Annotated in this window: 11 protein-coding genes; 8 read left to right on the plus strand and 3 right to left on the minus strand. The window is 52.7% G+C overall.

Translation table 11 applies throughout. From position 1 onward, the window contains the following. The first annotated feature begins 113 nt into the window (after positions 1 to 113). Complete coding sequence (fic, locus tag MFFC18_RS20020) at positions 114 to 1,268, plus strand: protein adenylyltransferase Fic (RefSeq protein WP_075084097.1); 1,155 nt, start codon at positions 114 to 116, stop codon at positions 1,266 to 1,268. 74 nt (positions 1,269 to 1,342) lie between these two features. Here the strand turns inward: fic and MFFC18_RS20025 are convergent, their stop codons facing one another. Further along, the gene (locus MFFC18_RS20025) at positions 1,343 to 2,821 is read right to left on the minus strand and encodes a GGDEF domain-containing protein (protein ID WP_162273939.1); all 1,479 of its coding nucleotides are present in this window, start codon (positions 2,819 to 2,821) and stop codon (positions 1,343 to 1,345) included. A 471-nt stretch (positions 2,822 to 3,292) separates the two neighbouring features. Between MFFC18_RS20025 and MFFC18_RS20030 the strand changes: the two genes are divergently transcribed. The 3 genes from MFFC18_RS20030 (at position 3,293) to MFFC18_RS20040 (ending at position 8,816) form a co-directional block, all read left to right on the plus strand. Beyond that, positions 3,293 to 4,732 carry an arylsulfatase gene (locus MFFC18_RS20030; protein WP_075084094.1) on the plus strand — a complete coding sequence of 480 codons (1,440 nt, stop codon included), beginning with the start codon at positions 3,293 to 3,295 and terminating at the stop codon, positions 4,730 to 4,732. 7 nt (positions 4,733 to 4,739) lie between these two features. Then, positions 4,740 to 7,055: an alkaline phosphatase D family protein gene (locus MFFC18_RS20035; protein WP_075084093.1), complete on the plus strand. Its 2,316-nt coding sequence runs from the start codon at positions 4,740 to 4,742 to the stop codon at positions 7,053 to 7,055. Positions 7,056 to 7,274: 219 nt separating this feature from the next. Continuing rightward, positions 7,275 to 8,816 (plus strand): alpha-L-fucosidase, encoded by a 1,542-nt coding sequence (locus MFFC18_RS20040; protein ID WP_075084092.1) that lies wholly within the window; start codon positions 7,275 to 7,277, stop codon positions 8,814 to 8,816. A gap of 75 nt (positions 8,817 to 8,891) precedes the next feature. On the opposite strand, the gene MFFC18_RS25545 is transcribed toward MFFC18_RS20040, so the two are convergent. Then, positions 8,892 to 10,364, minus strand: coding sequence for a ThuA domain-containing protein (locus MFFC18_RS25545; RefSeq protein WP_075084091.1), 1,473 nt, complete (start codon positions 10,362 to 10,364; stop codon positions 8,892 to 8,894). 145 nt (positions 10,365 to 10,509) lie between these two features. Here MFFC18_RS25545 and MFFC18_RS20050 point away from each other — a divergent pair, with 145 nt between their 5' ends. The 3 genes from MFFC18_RS20050 (at position 10,510) to MFFC18_RS20060 (ending at position 15,282) form a co-directional block, all read left to right on the plus strand. Next, positions 10,510 to 12,054 carry a sulfatase family protein gene (locus MFFC18_RS20050; RefSeq protein WP_084417031.1) on the plus strand — a complete coding sequence of 515 codons (1,545 nt, stop codon included), beginning with the start codon at positions 10,510 to 10,512 and terminating at the stop codon, positions 12,052 to 12,054. Between the two features lie 117 nt (positions 12,055 to 12,171). Continuing rightward, positions 12,172 to 13,644 (plus strand): sulfatase family protein, encoded by a 1,473-nt coding sequence (locus tag MFFC18_RS20055; RefSeq protein ID WP_075084162.1) that lies wholly within the window; start codon positions 12,172 to 12,174, stop codon positions 13,642 to 13,644. A 54-nt stretch (positions 13,645 to 13,698) separates the two neighbouring features. Further along, entirely contained in the window at positions 13,699 to 15,282 is a 1,584-nt protein-coding gene (locus MFFC18_RS20060; protein WP_390176065.1) for a sulfatase family protein, read from the plus strand. A gap of 55 nt (positions 15,283 to 15,337) precedes the next feature. On the opposite strand, the gene MFFC18_RS20065 is transcribed toward MFFC18_RS20060, so the two are convergent. Further along, entirely contained in the window at positions 15,338 to 16,342 is a 1,005-nt protein-coding gene (locus tag MFFC18_RS20065; protein ID WP_075084089.1) for a ThuA domain-containing protein, read from the minus strand. Positions 16,343 to 16,487: 145 nt separating this feature from the next. On the opposite strand from MFFC18_RS20065, the gene MFFC18_RS20070 reads away from it, so the two are divergent. Continuing rightward, positions 16,488 to 18,842 carry a DUF1559 domain-containing protein gene (locus MFFC18_RS20070; protein WP_075084088.1) on the plus strand — a complete coding sequence of 785 codons (2,355 nt, stop codon included), beginning with the start codon at positions 16,488 to 16,490 and terminating at the stop codon, positions 18,840 to 18,842. The last annotated feature ends 49 nt before the right edge of the window (positions 18,843 to 18,891 follow it).

The raw sequence follows: 18,891 nt of genomic DNA on the forward strand, positions 1-18,891 counted from the left end.
ACGTCGTTCGGACGTGTTAGCACGATTAACAACACCCCAAATACATGTTAAAATAAACCAACAATATTAACACGTTTTATTGACGTGTTAAATCTGGCAACATAAACTTGGGGATGGCCCAAACACCCAAATCGTCGAAAAACAGCGGCAAACCGGACTGGTCTCCGGACCTCCCGCACAACGGATTGCCCACGTTGCCGCCACCCGTTGAGCTGGAAACACGCACCGTTCTCAAAGCCTGTATCACAGCCAGAGCCGCACTTGCGGAACTTAAACAGGCGGCTGAGATGATTCCAAATCAATCGATCCTGATCAACACGCTGCCGCTGCTGGAATCCCAGGCCAGTAGCGAAATCGAAAATATCGTCACCACGACTGACAAACTTTTTCAGCATCAACACGAAAAGGAAAGCGCTGACGCGGCGACCAAAGAAGCGCTGCGATACAGCCAGTCGCTCTATCAGGGTTTTCGTTCGATCCACGAAAAGCCGCTCAACACTCGAACCGCCGAAGAGATCTGTACCCGGATCAAAGGCATCGAGATGAAAGTCCGTAAAGTCCCCGGTACTGCTCTGGGAAAAGAGTCGGGCGAAGTTGTCTACACACCTCCCGTCGGAGAAGATCGACTTAGAAATTTGTTGGGCAACTGGGAGCAGTTCTTACACAACGAAACGGAAATTGATCCGCTGGTTCGGATGGCGGTAGGGCACTATCAGTTCGAAGCCATCCACCCGTTCACTGATGGGAACGGAAGAACGGGACGCGTTCTGAACAGCCTGTTTCTTATCCATGAAGGGCTGCTAACACTTCCGATTCTTTACCTCAGTCGCTACATCATCGAGAACAAAGCCGACTACTATCGTCTGCTGCTTGGCGTGACGACGACACAGGCATGGGAACCCTGGGTGCTGTTCCTGCTCAAGGGAGTCGAAGAGACTTCGATCTGGACGAAAGCCAAAATCGACGCCATTCTGAAACTGTTTGACCGCACTGCCGAGTTCGCTCGTGAACATGCGGCCAAAGCTTACTCTCATGAGTTGATCAGCCTGATTTTCGAGCTGCCGTACTGCCGAATTCAGAACGTCGTCGACATGGACGGTTCCGTTCGCCAAACAGCGGCCAAAAAACTGAAGAAGCTTGTCGAAGTCGGCATTCTCGAAGAAGTTGCATCTGGGCGCGAGAAGCTTTTTATCCATCCGAAACTTTTGCGACTGTTGACTCGCAATCCGAATTCATTTTCGCACTACAAAGCTCCGCCTGGATCCTGAACCGACGTTGCCGAATCGGAACATTCGATCATGGTAGTGCGATCATGCGGCAGCCCAAGCCGCTCTCAGCAAAACTATACCAGCGAGGCCCGGTTTCCGCCCGACTTTTTGGAGTGATACATCTGACGGTCGGCCTGATCTATCAGCGACTGCATATCAAATTCATCGCCGTGCTTGGGCTGATAGATTACGCCGCCAACGCTAAGCGACATCGGAATTGCCCCTGCGTCGGGACAATCGAGATCCGGCAAATCGGCTGCCAACCGACGGGAAACGGTCTCGTAGTACTTCTCCTTGATCTGCATGATGACAAGGAACTCGTCACCACCGATGCGGAATACAAAATCCGTGTCTCGCGTGCAGTCAGTCAACCATTTTGCAACATGCTTGATCGCAAGGTCGCCAGTTCTGTGTCCAAAGGCGTCATTGATCAGTTTGAAATCGTCAACGTCAACGTACAGCATTGCAACCGGCTTGCGTTTACTGACCCATGCATCGAGATGCGTGCCCATGACTTCGTCAAGGAATCTACGATTGTAGAGTCCGCACAAAAAGTCCCTGTAAATGATCTCGTCGTCGGCTTTCGCTTTTGAGTTCGCCGACTGTTGCACGGAGATCATCGCCAACTGACTTTCAAGAGCGATCTCCTGGAGCAGTTCTTTCGCGAGTCCGACGACTTGTTCTACCGTATCGCCATTGGAAATATCAAAGTTAAAGACGACAGAGTATTCCGTGACTCGTTCTTCAATCTCCGAAATGACTTCCCTCGCGTCGAGTGGATTCAGACCGAAGTTTGAATTGAGAGATCGCAGCCACTGCGTCACAGCCTCTTCGACAGCGCTCGACGATGCCCTGGTGGCCAAAATCGATGCCCCCAAACTTGCCGACTGCAGAACTGCAGCGAACCGGGTCGCTTCCGAAGACTCGACCTTTCCGTCGAGCTCATGATGTTGTCTGGTCGCGTCGATGAACGCGTGCCCCATGTTCCATCGTTTGAGAATCTCACCCGTGACATCCACGTGCGTAAAACCAAACTGTTCTTTCTCGCGGTCGGCAATGTGAAAGTGACTGCTGGAGTAAAGCACATTGGAGATGTAATCTTCGCCCAACTCAGTGACCATGGCGAGAATGCCGATGTCCTGAATCAGACCGCCAGTGAAACAAACCGAAGATTCGAGTTCAGCTTTCTCAGCCAACAACTCCGCAATCACGGCTTGAGTTAAACAACTACGCCAAATCGATCGAAATGCATTCTGTGTGTCGGGAGAACTTGCCTTCCAGCTGGACAGATGAAAGCTGAGCATCAACGTTCGCAAAGTGGAGATCCCGAGCCGCGGAATGGCGTCCTCGATGGATTCGACTTTCGGACGCAACGCGAACAATGCGGAGTTCACCGTTTTTAGTACTCGCCCACTAATGACAGCGTCCGCACGTATGGCTTCAGAAAGCTCGCGATAGCTGGGCTCGTCCTGTTGCGCAATCTCAAGCATCCGTTGAGCCACACCTGGCAGTGACGGCAAACGCTTGGTTGCGGCAACGTCCTGGGCGGACATCGACGTCGTTGGGGCTTGCTTGTTTGGTCGGGTTAGGATTCGCCTGGGCATTTCAGTCGTACGCATCTCGGAGACTATTTGGTTGTGTTGCTGGGACGATCGATCGTTTTGAACTTACGTCGCAGTAAGAGAAAAGCGTGGCTTGCGTGGGTCACCTACGGAAAACCCTCAATGCAGGCCGATCGCCCTTTTTATGAAACGTTTGCGCGATTCAGCACCCATTCTGTCGCCTTTCACATCCGTTTTTCGGTAACCCGCCGGATCGGAATCGCCCGTCCCCAGTCCTACCAACCTTCAGTTTGGAATCTCTGTCTGAAGCCTTGGATCGAGCGATCCTGATATCCGCGGGCCAACGCCTGACCCGCGACCACTCGATTCGCTTTTCGTTTAGAATTTCTGATTCGAGGCGTCCTGAAGTATCTGACGCTTCTTTCAATTTCGTGATCAACAAATTGCTCCAACGGAAATCCGATGATCAACTTTCAACCTCACGTTTGGCTTGTTCTGTTTGCTTTGACCGTGCCTTGGGCAACAGCAGAATTGGCACATGCTCAGGATGAAGAACCAAAAAAACGTCCGCCAAACGTCATCTTCATCCTTGCAGATGACCTCGGATACGGAGACTTGAGTTGCTACGGCCAGGAAAAGTTTGAGACGCCACATATCGATTCGCTGGCTCGGCGCGGCATCAAGTTCACGCAGCACTATTCCGGCAGCACCGTTTGCGCTCCCTCCCGATGCTGTTTGCTGACAGGATTCCATACCGGCCACGCGGTCGTTCGCGGGAATGCAGAAGTGAAGCCGGAAGGCCAGGAACCGATGCCAGCCGACACACTGACGGTCGCTCACCTGATGAAAGAAGCCGGATACAAAACCGGTGTTTTTGGAAAATGGGGATTGGGCGCACCTGGTTCAGCCAGCGAACCTTTGAAGATGGGGTTTGACCGTTTCTACGGGTACAACTGCCAACGAATCGCGCACTGCTACTATCCGGCATTCGTGTGGGACAATGGCGAACGCCAGCTGTTGATTGAAAACGCCGCCCAGAAAAACAATGTTTATGCACCGAAGCTGATTCAGGAACAGGCATTGAACTTCATTCGTGAGAACAAGGAAGAGCCGTTCTTTCTCTACTACGCCGCAGTTCAGCCTCATGCCGACATGATCGCACCGCCGAGCTACATGAAAAAGCACCGCGGCAAGTATGGCCCGGAAAAACCGCACACGGCAGGGCACTACCATCGTCAGGAAGATCCTCACGCAGCGTTTGGAGCGATGATTAACGTACTTGATGATTACGTTGGTGAAATCAATGCCGAGCTGAACATGCTGGGTCTTGCGGACGAAACCCTGATCATTTTCACTTCCGATAACGGTCCGCATGTCGAAGGCGGGCACGATCCGGAGTACTTCAATTCCAACGGAAACCTGCGGGGAACCAAACGCGACCTCTACGAAGGCGGCACTCGCGTTCCGATGATCGCCTGCTGGCCCGGAAAGATTAAGCCCGATGTCGAGTCCGATCATGTTTCGGCGTTTTGGGACTTTCTGCCAACGATGGCGGAATTGACAGAGCAGGCGCCGCCAGTAGAAACGGATGGCATTTCGATGTTGCCCACGCTGCTTGGCCAACCGGGACAGGGAGAGCATGAGTATCTCTACTGGGAGTTCGCAGAGCGGAAAGGTCGCGTCGCGATCCGCAAGGGTGACTGGAAAGGCGTGCGATACAATGCTTCGATCGATCCGCACTCACCGCTGGAGTTGTACGACCTGTCGACTGATCCCGGCGAAGAGATCAACATTGCAAACAAGCATCCGGAGATTGTCAGCGAACTGCGAAATCTGGTAGAAAGCGCCCGGACGACTCCGGACAATCCAAGATTTGACTATCTGCGAAAACGAAACAGGTAACCTGAAGATGAGCCACGCAACTATGCTACACACGATCGTTCTGTCTTTGTTTTTCGCTTTCCCGGCCGCTCAGCTGCAGGCTGCTCCTCAGGAAAAGGCGAACGCAAAAACTGTTTCATGGTCGAACACTCACGATCGCGTGTTTCTTGGCGGCGACACATGGGCCAATCCGATGGAAGACTGGACGGTCACCGACGGCGCGGCTCAGTGCAATTCCTACGGCGGCAATCGCAACGTCCATCTGTTGACGCATCAGCTGACCAACACGGATGGCGACTTCGAAATGTCAGTCAAAATGTCGCTGATCGACGTCAAGAAAAACAGGCTCGGCGCGGGATTCAAAATTGGCATCCGGAGCGACATCAACGAGTACCGCAGCAACTCATTTGCTCAAAACGGAATCGCCGCAGGCATCGTCGACGGGGAACTGATCCTGGGGCAAAAGTCAGCTGCCTTTGACGGTTTGGCGACGCCAAAAGACATGACAGTGAAGCTTGTTGGTACTCCCAACGACGAAAAATATGCTCTCACGTTATCCGCGATTAATTCAGACGGCGAAGAAATCGGCTCGATCACAAACGCGTTTCCCAAAGACACAGTGTTGGGCAACGTTGCGATCTTTAATAACTTTGCGAAAGGCGCGAATCGCGGAAGAGGCTGGGCTCAAGGCAGTCGCTATCGGTTCAACGACTGGATCGTCTCTGGCGATGCGTTCACGGTCACCGAGTCCAACAAGTTTGGACCGATTTTATGGACGATGTATTCGCTTTCGGATTCGCGAAGTGACGAAGGATTCGTGATGAAGCTAAGTGCTCTCACCGGTCCGCTGGGCGAAAAGGACAGCAAGGACGTCGAGTTGCTGGTCGAGAATGATGACCAATGGAAATCGCTTGGCACTGCGGCGCTTGATACCGATGCATGGACGGCGACGTTTCGCATCGCCAACTGGGATGAAAAAACTGCCACGCGGTACAAGGTCGTCTATCGCGAACAGCATCGCGATGGATCGACAACGGATTCCGTTTGGGAAGGCACCATCAAAGCCAACCCTTCCGGGCGACCGCTGCGACTGGGAGCGCTGACTTGTCAGAAAGACTACGGGTTTCCCTACGCTCCGGTTTGCGAAAACCTGCTGCGACTCGACCCGGACATGTTGTACTTCTCCGGCGATCAGCTCTACGAAGACCACGGTGGGTTTGGTTTGATCCGCGACCCGGCAGGGCCAGCAATTTTGAACTACCTGCGAAAATACTACATGCATGGCTGGGCGTTTCGCGACGCGATGAAGAACGCGCCAACGATTTGCCTGCCCGACGATCACGATGTCTTTCAAGGCAACATCTGGGGAGAAGCCGGAGCTGCCATGGACCTTGAAAGCAAAGGGGTTTCCAAGGGTGGATATCGCGAACCGGCTCGCATGGTCAACGTGGTGCACAAAACCAATTGCGGACACCATCCGGATTACTACGATCCAACTCCCGTCAATCAGGACATCAGCGTTTACTACGGCGACATGGTCTATGGCGACGTCAGCTTTGCCATCATCGCTGATCGCCAGTGGAAGAGCGGTCCCGAGAAAGTCGACACCGCCAGCGGCCGCGCGGATCATGTGATGGATAAAAATTTCGATACGTCGGTGCTCGACAAACCGGGCTTGGTGTTGCTCGGCCAGCGTCAGGAAGATTTCCTCCAGCATTGGGCCGACGACTGGCGCGGTCACTCGATGAAAGTCGTGCTCAGCCAAACCGTGTTCGCGGGCGTAGCCACACACCACGGAATCTACGACGGATACCTGAAAGCCGACCTTGATTCTGGAGCGTGGCCGCAAACTGCGCGGAATCGTGCGATCAAGATTATTCGCAAAGCCAAGCCGCTGCACATCAACGGCGACCAACATTTGACTTCGCTGGTTCAATACGGCGTCGACAAACAGCGCGACGGGTTTTGGTCTTTCTGCACGCCTGCGATTTCAGCCGGCTATCCGCGTTGGTGGCATCCGGAACGAGCCGGCATGTCGCATGCGAATCGCCCAGAACATGGCTTGCCGCACACGGGCGAGTTTATCGATGGGTTCGGAAATTTTGTCTACGTTTACGCTGTCGGCGATCCGGAAGTTGCTTCAAAAAAGAACCGTTACGAGTTGGCGCATCAAAAAGGCAGTGGTTTTGGAATGGTCACGATCGACACCGAAGCAAAAACCTACTTTCTGGAATCGTTTCGCTTTTCAGTTGACGCAACCGATGGAAAAGAATCAAACCAATTCCCCGGTTGGCCTGTGACGATTCAGCAGAAAGAAAACGGCGGCGATAATGTGCTTAAGTAAGCTCGTGATCGTCTGCCGACAGCGATCGCATGTTTGCGTCTTTGCGTCTGCGCCGCTGCACGTTTGGTTGGGCAACCAGGCAAGTGCAGAAGATGACTTATCAGGTCAGCCATAAAAATGGGCCTCAGGGAATGTCCATGAAGTCGTTGAAAAAGTTTGATCTCAACGCAGCACAACGATAGACTTGCCGGCTGCCCCACACTTGACCTCAGGACTTCCATGTTCTTATTCACGCTCGAAACGATCTCAAGACGACAGCTGCTTTTAATTGCTCTTTGCTTCGGCTTGCTGGCTGGGCATGCGCACGCTCAAGATGAATTTCGTTTCGAGGCCGACTGGGATTCGATTCGAAGTCGGTATGAGTGCCCTGAATGGTTTCGCGACGCCAAGTTCGGAATCTTTGTTTTTTGGGGTCCCGCATCGGTGCCCCAAGTCGGAAACGACAAGTACGGCAGATGGATGTATGGACAGAAAAGGTATGTGACGAAAGGCGTCGATTGCAGAGCTTATCACGAGTCACATTTTGGCCATCAATCCAAGTTCGGCTACAAGGATTTCTTTCCGCATTTCAAGATGGAAAAGTTCGACCCCAAATCGTGGGTTTCGCTTTTCGAAGATTCGGGCGCCAAATACATCGTGCCCGTTGCCGAGATGCATGATGGCTATGCGATGTATGCGTCCAAACACACGCGTTGGAACGTTGTCGATGTTGGTCCAAAGCGCGATGTTATGCGACTGTTGGTAGATGAGGCACGTAAGAAAGATCTCAAAGTCGGACTGTCGTCGCACTTCGCATGGAATCGAGAGTTCTATCCCAAGTGGGACCCGACGTTCGACACGAACGATCCCGAGTTCCAGGACTTGTACGGAAAACCTGTCGACCCAAAAGATCCTCCGACTCAGGAATTCCTCGATCATTGGTGGGATCGCACGACAGACATCGTTGACAAGTACCAACCAGACATCCTGTGGTTTGACTTTGGACTCGACAAACCCGGGTTCGAGCCCGTGCACAAAAAAATTATGGCGTACTACTACAACAAAGGGCTCGAATGGAACAAGCCCGTCGTTTTCCAGGACAAGAACATGCGGATGGAATCGTTTCCGGAAGACTTGATGGTTCTTGATATCGAACGAGGAAGACGTAGTGAAGCCAGCGAACATCCCTGGCAAACCGATACTGCTGTCGGCAAAATCTCGTGGACCTGGATCATCAATGAAAACTACAAGTCATCCGATTTCCTGATTGACGAACTTGTTGATATCGTCAGCAAGAACGGCAATCTATTACTGTCTATCGGACCGAAACCTGATGGCACAATCGGGGACCGGGAAGCAGCGATTCTGAGAGACTTCGGTGCCTGGCTCAAACTCAATGGAGAGGCAATCTACGGAACTCGGCCATGGAAGACCTACGGAGAAGGCCCCGCGAAATTTGCCGAAGGGGAAACCAGATTCAAGAACAAACACCACACTGAATATACAGATGTCGAGTCAGTCACCGCCGACATTCGTTTTACTGCCAAAGGCGATGTGCTGTATGCGACTTCTCTGGCTTGGCCGGAAGACAACACGTTTCGAATCAAGTCGCTTTGTATTGGCAACCCCTACGAGTCGCGAGCTGTTGCTTCGGTCGATTTCCTAAGCGGCACCAACAAAATTGAGTGGAAGCAAACGAAAGAAGCGTTAGTCATCGAAACCGAAGGCGAGAAACCCTGCGAAGCGGCGTACTCTTTTCGAATTCGGTTTATCGACGAATGATTGCCGACAAATGATTGGCGAATGACCGGGCTCTTCTGCGGAGGTCTCGCGTTTCGGCAACTCTGCTTGATCCGGCTACTTGGCCATCGCCTTCACGGGCTTACCGTCTTCGGTCAGATTTCCTGTCGTCCACAGTAACCCGCGGATGACCAACTCCATGTAGCGATCGTCTTTCACGGTTTCGTTGTAATGGCCGAGTGAAGTCGTAAAAGTCTTCGTTTTGTTCGGGCCGAATTCGTTGGTCCAGACAACTGCTGCGGACCAGGGCTTGCCGTTTTTACGAGTCTGTTTGCCGGAGGCCAGAACGTTCGTGCTGTCAAAAACGCGGACCGAGTTATAGAGCTCTTCGTTGCCCGTCGTCCAACTCTGCATGCCCACGATCAGCGGATTCTCTTTCTGATCTTTGTCGAATGTGATTTCGATGGGAGCGTGATGGTCGTGGTGGCTGGACTGGACGCCCAGCATTTCATACCAGCTCGCGTTGTCGTCGCCGATGTTGACCGGTTTGCGAAAGTTGCCCCACCGGTAGCTGTGCACCGCGCAGTGTAAATTCACCGCTGGCGTACCGTTTCTGTGAGCCGCCAGAATACGTTGGACGTAAACGGGATCAGAGACATCGGCACAGCACTCATCGTGCAGGATCACGTCGTAGCCTTCAGCCCAATCGTCGGATTCGTAGATCTTGAAGCGAGTGTCGGTCCGCCGGTTTGGGTTGTAGATCACGGTAACTTTCGCGTTGATGCGAGACTCGATGCCCTGTTTCAGAATCTCGGTTTGATTTTCGTAGTCATGGCAACAACCGCCGGCAATCAACAGTACGTTCAACGGTGCACCTGATTTGTGTGACCAGATTTTCAAATCGTCAACGACTGCTTTCTTGTTGACCGCGAGGCGAATGGTGCGTTTGGTCGGATGAGCGATCCCTGGCGACGACAGCGAGCCAACTCGCTTGCCATCGATGTCGAGTGAAAGCTGCTGACCGTTGACGGTGACAACGGCCGAATACCATTTGCCAGTTTCGAGCGGATGTTTGAAGCGTTGCCGCTTGGTCTTCAGCATCTCTTGCTGAGCGTCGCTCAATTTATTGGATTGGCGAGCCTTTCGAATCTCCAAATCCATCAAACCTGTCTTCCAATCCGCCAACTCCGTGGACTTGGTGCCAATGGTGACCTTGAACAGATGGCCAGCGTGAACCTGTTTGTATTTCAGATCAGCAAAGTTCAGCCCCAGTGTATCTTTTTCATTTTCGAGCATGAACCTGATTTCGAGTTTCCCGTCTCGAAACGGAGCATCGTGCACGACGGAGACACCATGGTCGGCGACGGGATGGCAGGCGATATACATCGCTCCATCTTTGAGATCGACCTGTTTATTCCCGGCAGCCCGGTTTTTGCTATTGGTTTTCCAACCATTGCCTGGCTCGTCTTTGGTTTCTTGCGATTCAGTGCGATTGAAGTCGTCCTGAAAGACAAGCGTTGCGTTTTGCGAAAACGCCGACGATGCCAAAAAGGAAACAAGGATAGCGGCAGCAGTTAAAAGTCTGTTCATGAAATGATCTTATGTGGCAAAACGGTCAGTCGATCAGCAAAGCCACAGATGAAAGCAGAGACACACAGAGGCCAATTAATACCTGTGTTCACCTTTGCGAACCTGTGGCCAATTTTGGCTACAATGCATTCTACAGGAGACCACCATGAAACGATTCGCCTACTTCGCGATTTTCATCGCGTTCATTTCCGATACCGATTTCACGCTTGCATTTGATGACGGCGAGAAACTGCCAAACGTCCTGATCCTCTATGCCGACGACCTGGGCTACGGAGATCTTGGCTGCTACAACGCTGACTCAAAGATCCCTACGCCGAATCTTGATGCGCTGGCCAAAGTCGGGATGCGTTTCACAGATGGTCACTCGTCGTCCGGCATCTGTTCGCCCAGTCGCTATGCTTTGCTCACCGGTCGCCACCATTGGCGAGACTTTCATGGGATCGTCAATTCATTTGGAGCGTCGAAGTTCGATCCTGAACGGATCACGCTGCCAGAGATGATGCAGTCCAAGGGCTATCACACCGCTGCGATCGGCAAGTGGCATCTGGGCTGGGACTGGGAGGCTATCAAGAAACCGGACGCCAGGCCCGAGGAAATCGTGCAGGGAAACCGAAAACGCAAAGTCTGGGGTCCGGAAGATTTCGACTGGAGCAAACCGATTCCCGACGGCCCACTGGCACATGGATTCGACCATTACTTCGGCGACACGGTGATCAATTTCCCGCCGTACTGCTGGATCGAGAACGACAAAGTCACGGCAGTTCCCGACCGGTTGATCGATGGTTCAACAATTCGCGTCAAGGAAGGCAACCTTGAATTCCGCCCCGGCCCGACGGTTGAAGGCTGGGATCCGTATGAGAACATTCCTACGACCACGCAGCGCGGTGTCGAGTACATCAACGCTCAAGCCAAAAACGACAAACCTTTCTTTCTGTATTTCGCGTTTCCGTCACCGCATGCTCCGATCATTCCCAACGATGAATTTGACGGAACGTCTGGCGCCGGTCCGTATGGTGATCTGGTTGTCGAAACGGATCGCGCCTGTGGCAAGTTGTTGAAGGCTCTTGAAGATAGCGGGCAGGCAGACAATACGATTGTGATTTTCTCGGCGGACAACGGGCCTGAACGTTACGCTTACGCTCGCGACGAAAAATTTGGTCACTGGTCGGCTCATCCATTCCGTGGACTCAAGCGAGACATCTATGAAGGCGGACATCACGTGCCGCTGATCGTTTCCTGGCCCGGCGTTACGAAAGAAGGCACGGTTTCGGATGCTTTGGTCAGCCAGATCGACATCATGGCGACGCTCTCTTCGATTGTTGGATTTGAGCTTCCGAAGGATTGCGCCGAAGATTCGCACGACTTTCTTCCGCTGTTGAAAGGGGATCAAAAAGAGCTGCGAAGGACGCATATCCACAATACCTATAAAGGCAAGTTCGCGATTCGCGATGGTGACTGGTTGTTGATAAATCACAAGGATGGCTACACTTCCAGCCGCAACAAGAAGTGGGAAGAGCGTCGTGGCTACGAAGCGGACGATGATTCACCGGTTGAACTTTACAATCTCCGCAACGACATTGGTCAGCGTTACGACATTGCAGAGAAGGAGCCAGCCAGGGTTGAGGAGTTGAAAGCGTTGCTGTCGAAAATTCGGAAGCAGGGTTTTTCGGCGCCGCGGCTTGCAAACTAACCTCAGATGAAGCACAAAAATTGAGTGTCACCTGCAAAACCTGTGTTCAACTGCGGCTAAAACAATACGCAGCTCGCACACGCTTCGAGTTATGATTTCGAAATGACCATGACAACGATCTTTAAAACACTCATATTTATTCTGGCTGTCTGCAGCATTGCTTTCGCAGACGAACGCCCCAACCTCGTCCTGATCATCGCGGACGACATGAACTGGGATGACTGTGGAGCTTACGGTCACCCTTCGATTCGCACTCCGAACATTGATTCACTGGCGAAAACTGGACTGAAGTTCAACCACGCCTACCTTACGATCAGCTCTTGCAGTCCGTCGCGGTCGAGCATCATCACTGGCAAGTACCCACACAATACGGGCGCTGAACAATTGCATTGGCCGCTGCCAGCGGGAAGCAAAACGTTTGCAGGTGAACTGAAGAAAGCCGGCTACTACACAGCGGCCGCAGGAAAGTGGCATCTTGGCGATGCGGTTCGCGATCACTTCAACAAAATTTACGATGCGTCTACCGCTGGCTTCGTTTTGCCATCTGGCAAAGACGGCAAGAAACCGAAGATGATCGCCCAGAAACCCAGCGGTTGTGAAGACTGGGAAATCGCTCTCGACGAACGCCCAAAAGACAAACCGTTTTTCATGTGGCTGGCAGCACTCGATCCGCACCGAGCCTATAGCGAAGGAGCACTCGATCCGCCACACAAAGATTCAGAAGTGATCGTACCGCCGCATTTGCCGGACACGCCCGACGTACGAAAAGACTTGCGGATGTACTACGACGAAATCGGTCGACTCGATCAATACGTTGGCAAGGTCCTTGCAAAACTGGAAGCGCAGGGCGTTGCTCAAAACACGGTCGTGCTGTTTATCACAGACAATGGACGACCGTTCCCGCGAGACAAAACAACTCTTTATGACGGCGGGATCAGGACTCCGTGGCTGGTACGTTGGCCGGCAAAGATCAGGGCAGGGCAGACAAGCGATGCTTTGGTGAGTTCAGTCGATATCGCTGCTACGTTTTTGCAGCTGGCAGACGTGAATGCCGAATCGTTTCCCCATGAAGGAGTCAGCTTTGCGGATGTTCTCGACGATCCGACGGCGAAGCATCGAACTTACGCCTTCGCGGAAGATCACTGGCACGATTACGAAGACCAGTGCCGAGCCGTGATGACTCAGCAACACAAACTGATTCGTAACGACTACGAAGATCTGGCAGCAACTCCTTCAGCAGACGCCGGACGGGCGCTGACGTGGCAAGACATGTTGAGGCTGGAAAAAGAAAACAAATTGACGGAAGCGCAACGGGCGTGCTTGATCGCCCCGCGTCCCAAATGGGAACTGTTTGACCTTCAACGCGATCCCGGTGAGATCAATAATCTTGCCGCTGACCCATCCTATTCTGCGGTAAGGGCAAAGCTGGAAGCCGCGCTCTCGAAATGGTCTGAGAAAACGAATGACTATTTACCAAGCCGTCGTACACCGGATGAGTTTGATCGGGTGACAGGTGCTCCGGATCACAGTGTTCGCGTTCGACCGCGAAAGTCAAAACTGGAGACGTTTGGGACGAACGGGAAATATTAGCCTCCGATTCACACAAATCACTATCGACCACATCGGACAGATTTTGCAATGAACATGATCAAGACACTTACAATCGCCTTCACGTTGCTGATGTGCTGCAGTAGCGCTTTTGCGGAATCGCCGATTGATGAACGGCCAAACATTCTTTGGATCACGATTGAAGATTGGTCGCCGGACCTTTCGTGCTACGGCACCAAGGGGATCGCTACGCCGCATGTCGACAAGCTGGCGTCAGAAGGCGTTCGCTACCAATGGGCGTTTACGACTTCGCCCGTTTGTTCGACTTCCAGATCAGCAATGATGACGGGCTTTCATCAAAACTACATCGGGGCCCATCAGCATCGCACGACGAACAAAAAGCCGCTGCCGCACAACATCAAACCGATTCCGCACTTGCTGAAAGAAGCCGGCTATTTCACAGCGCTGATGTCGTACAAGCTGGATGTGAACTTCTTACCCGACACACGACATGAACTTTTTGAAGGGACGGACTGGAAACAACGAAAAGAAGGCCAGCCGTTTTTTGCTCGCATCACTTTCCCTGGTACGCATCGCAAATGGGAACGTGACCCGCAACGGCCAATCAAAATCGAAGACGTTGAACTTCCGCCTTACTATGCCGACACACCATTTTGTCGACGCGACTGGGCGAACGGCCTGGAGCAAATGCAGATCGTGGATCGAAAGGTCGGCAAGATCCTCAAAAGACTTGAAGACGAAGGCCTGACGGAAAACACCATCGTGTTCTTCATCGGTGATCACGGCCGTTGCCATATCCGCGGCAAACAGTTCCTTTACGACGGTGGAATTCGCGTGCCGATGATCATGCGTTGGCCTGGAAAAGTCGAAGCCGGTTCGGTCAACGAAGACCTGACGAGTTCAATCGACATCTGCTCAACAGTCCTCGAAGCCGCCGGTGTCACCGCGCCAGTGCCGCTGCATGGCACCAGCCTGTTAAGCGATGATCTGAAGGACCGAAAGTACATTTTTGCGGCTCGTGACAAGATGGACAACGCACACGATTCGATGCGAACGATCCGCAGCAAGGACTACAAACTGATTGTGAACCTGATGCCGGAGCGACCGTGGCTGCAGTTCAGCCGCTACAAAGAGCAGTGTTACCCGATGCTTGCCGAGATGGGAGCCATGTATCAGCGTGGCGAACTGACTCCGGCCCAGGCTGTCTTTTTCGCTTCCAGCAAACCGGAGATCGAACTGTTCGATCTGAAGAAAGATCCCTTTGAGATCAACAACGTTGCCGACGAACCTGCTTACGCCGACACGAAGGCTGAATTGCTCGCGGCGCTCACTGACTGGCGCGAGAACGTGATCATGGACGAAGGCGTGGATGACGAGTTTCGCGCAGTCGGTCAGTTTGATGAATCGCAGCGCGGTGACCTGAGCATGGATCAGTGGGTTCTGAAAAACCGCGATCAGTTGGACTTCAATCGCTACGGATGGCCCGGGTGGTACCCGACGCGTTCGCAGCAGCAATGGGAAGAGGCTGTAGAGACCTGGAAGCCCTATGTATTCCGTGGGCCAACTGAGGACGTTCAGCGCCCTTCGGTCGCGCATGCTCCCAAGCAAAAAGCGAAGCCGGCGAAGAAAAAGAAATCTGGTGCCAAGAAGGCGGGATAAAGCAAAACCGTTTGGCCGCAGCGGTATCGCACCGCTGCGGCCTCACTGGCGATTCTTACTTACCGCGAGCTTTTAATCGCTCCAGGCGTTTTGCTTCAATTGCCTTGGCACGCTCTTCACCCGCCTTCCAATTAGCGGGTGGATAAGCTTTAAACGTGTCGATATCTGGTAGCGGAATGCGCGGATTGTCGCGGCCTTCGTAGACATCCAAATTTGCGTTAAGTTCATCTTCGGTCAACGAATTTGACTTCACTCCGGCCTCCGGCACGTCCATTCCAGCAACCCACACGACGGCGTTAAGCACCAACTTCCGATAGTTATCGTTGGCCCAGTTGTGGTGATAGTGCCCGCCGACAAAGCCAACTCCTCGCCCACCGTCCTCGCGTTCTTTACCCCACATCAGCGTTTGGTCCTTGTCGATACCGTTGACGCCGTTGTTGTTCCACATATTGATGATGCGTTTGATCCGTTTCCTCGTCGGCATCGCCGTCACCAGATCCAACACCTTGCCGCGGTCTTTTTGGAATCGCATCTGGTAATAGAATTCGTCGTAGGATTGGACCACATCGGGTAAGCCATTTGAAATCGCGTGGCCCGGCAACGCTCTCAAGTCCGCAACCCAATGTGGGTTAACCGAGTAGTCGTTTTCCATCGCCGCACCAATCCACGGCCGAAAATATTTATCGCCCATTTCCGGACTTGGGTGAACCGCGTAGTGCATGAACATCAGCCCGACACCAGCTTTGGCAAGCTGGTCGGTTTTCTCCCATCCATTTTGAACGACGGTCGTTGCATCGGAATAGACAATGACCGCATCCACTTTGTCGAAAACGGATTCGTCTTTTGGCCAGCCCTGGATGACCGTTGCTTCCACATCAAGGCCGCTCTGCTCGTTGAGTGCTTTGGCCAATAGCAAACAGCCCGCATTGAATTCATGCTCACCCGAAGCATGACTTCGCGCACCGGCGAGGAACAGAATGTGAGTCGTGTCTTTCGCAAACGCACTGGTCGCGAGAGAAAGCAGCAATGCAATGGAACAGAAACGCAGTAAGTTGTTCATAGTTCAGGCTCGGTTAGGTTTTCTTGAAACAACATTTTGATTCACTTGGCGACGACTTACAACCGAGTAGCCTGGCATCCGATTATTTGCGTGACGAGGCAAATTGTCATATGGTGAACGCCACGTTTTCGTTTTGGAGAATGCTATGCGTCAGACAACTTCCATTCTGTGCCTACCGCTGTTCGCTCTGGTGATCGCGGCGTTTTTTATGTCACCGGTAAATGGACAGGTTTTCGGGATCCCGACGGCCGAGAAAGGCAATCCTGCGTGGCAGGATATCATCGACCGGATGCCAGAAGACGAACCGATGGCGTGTTTGATCTGGAACGAACCCGGATCGCTTAACCCGGAAGGCAATGGTAGCGAAAAGTGGCTGGCCGACGTTGAGCTGCAAAAATCGCTTGGCAAACTCAGCAACGCAATCACGGCTGCTGCCAAACACAATGGTTCGCCAACGAAAATCGAGTTTCTCGATGGTGCTTTTTGGAAAATGCTCTCCAAATCAGGCTCCGTTGTCATTGAAGAATTCAACGACGGCTACGCGAGTGGCGCGGCCGTTTTGCGATTGGGAGACGATCAGAAAACCATCCTTCCCTTTCTGAATGACCTGTTGGTGGAGTTGGAGTTCGAACCCATCGTTGTCGGCGAACAAACCGTTTACACGCTGCCCGACGCGACCCCGCCCGTGGTCATCGGAGCCAGTTCGGGATACGTGATCGCCGCCTTTGGCGAGGGACAATGGAATAGAGCGGTCGAACGAGTTACCCAGAAATCAGGAACTCCGGACTGGCTGAGCAAACGTTTCGATTCGGTTTCGATCTCGCGCCGCAGTCACTTCGCGTTTTGCAATATCGAGCGATTCATGAAGCTGATTCCTGCAGAAACCATGGAAGATCCGGAGTTCAAACGAATCAGCGAAATCCTTGCTCTGGAAGACCTGAAGTCGGTTTCGCTATGCTCAGGTGCTGACGCCAACAGTAATCTTTCCATGATGCATCTTGAGTGCAGCAAAGAAGGCGTCGGCTCAGTGCTCGACGTGCCAGCCATCGACACGAAGAAACTCAAGGAGCTGCCGGCGGATGCAATCTCGGCGATGGCAATTCGATTCTCGCCGCAGACAATCATGGACCTGGTCAAGCAAACGGTTCCTCCGGCGCCACTCGAAGAAGCCCTCGAAGCGATGACCATGGAGACTGGACTGGATCTTCAGGATGACATCATTGAGCACCTCGAAGGAACAATTCGCTACTACAACATCGGAATGGTTATCAACCCAAAGCAGATTTTGATCGTCAAAATCAAGAACCAACAGTTGTTTCAGGCGTCCTTCGAAAAGATCAACGAGTTTGCGAAAACGATCGCCGCAGACCAGAACCTTGAGTTCTACGAACAGGACAAGAACGGGATGCGGATCTACGGCATCAAGAACTATGGCATCTCTGGCTATTGGGCGATTCATCAAGGCGAGCTCTATGTTTCGACGAACTCTCGTGCGATTGGCTCACACATCCGAAAGTCTGCCAAAGTTGGCAAGTCGTCTTTGATTGACAACGAGCTGGCCTCACAGATTCTTGCAGATTCAAAATCGATGGGACTGGAGGGACCGATTGGGCTACAGCACTACGACCTGGACCAAATTTTCGAAGTCGTTGTGCCGCTGCTTCAAGGAGCGATGGCTTTCATTCCTCCGGACGCCCAAGCTCAGCTTCAATTCGGTGCCGAAGATTTTCCACCGATTGAATCTTTTCTTGGTCTCCGTCCGACCAGCAGCATGCTATTTAAAGCGACTGATGGTTATACGGCGATGATGCGATACGACACACCAATGGCGATCGAGGCAACTTCCTTCGTCGCCGTCGGCATGTTGTTGCCTGCTGTGCAGCAAGCACGCGAGGCCGCAAGACGAACTCAGTCGATGAACAATCAACGGCAACTTGTTTTGGCGCTGCTGAACTACGAAAGTGCCAACGGTGAGTTTCCTCCGCTGTACACCGTCGACGCAGACGGCAATCCGCTGTTGAGCTGGCGCGTCGCAATCCTGCCTTACCTCGAACAACAGGAGCTTTACGACAGGTTCAAGCTCGACGAACCCTGGGACAGCGACCACAACTTTCAGCTGGTTGAAGAAATGCCGCTGCTGTTTCGCAACCCTTCGGTCGCAGGTGTGCCAGGATTCACGGACTACGTCGCGCCGTTGACTGCTGGCAGCGTTCTCTCGTCTGGAGGCGGCACGAAAATCGCATCGATCACAGATGGAATGTCGAACACGATTCTATTGATGGAAGTCGGCGAGTCACAGCAAGTTCCATGGAGCTCTCCTCAAGACATTGAGATCGATTCCCTTGAATCTTTGGAACTGCTGGACAATGGACACGTCGGCGTCGTCGTCTGTTCTCTCTGCGACGGATCGACACACTCAATCTCCATGATGGCATCGATCGAGGGGTTCATCCGCGCGTGCTGTAAGAACGATGGTGGCGTTTTTAACGAGCTCGAATAGAGGCAGTCAGCTGTATTTACAGATCCGTTTGCCCGTCTTTCGGCTTTTG

Origin of the sequence: Mariniblastus fucicola (genome assembly GCF_008087665.1) — a bacterium.
Classification (GTDB): domain Bacteria; phylum Planctomycetota; class Planctomycetia; order Pirellulales; family Pirellulaceae; genus Mariniblastus; species Mariniblastus fucicola.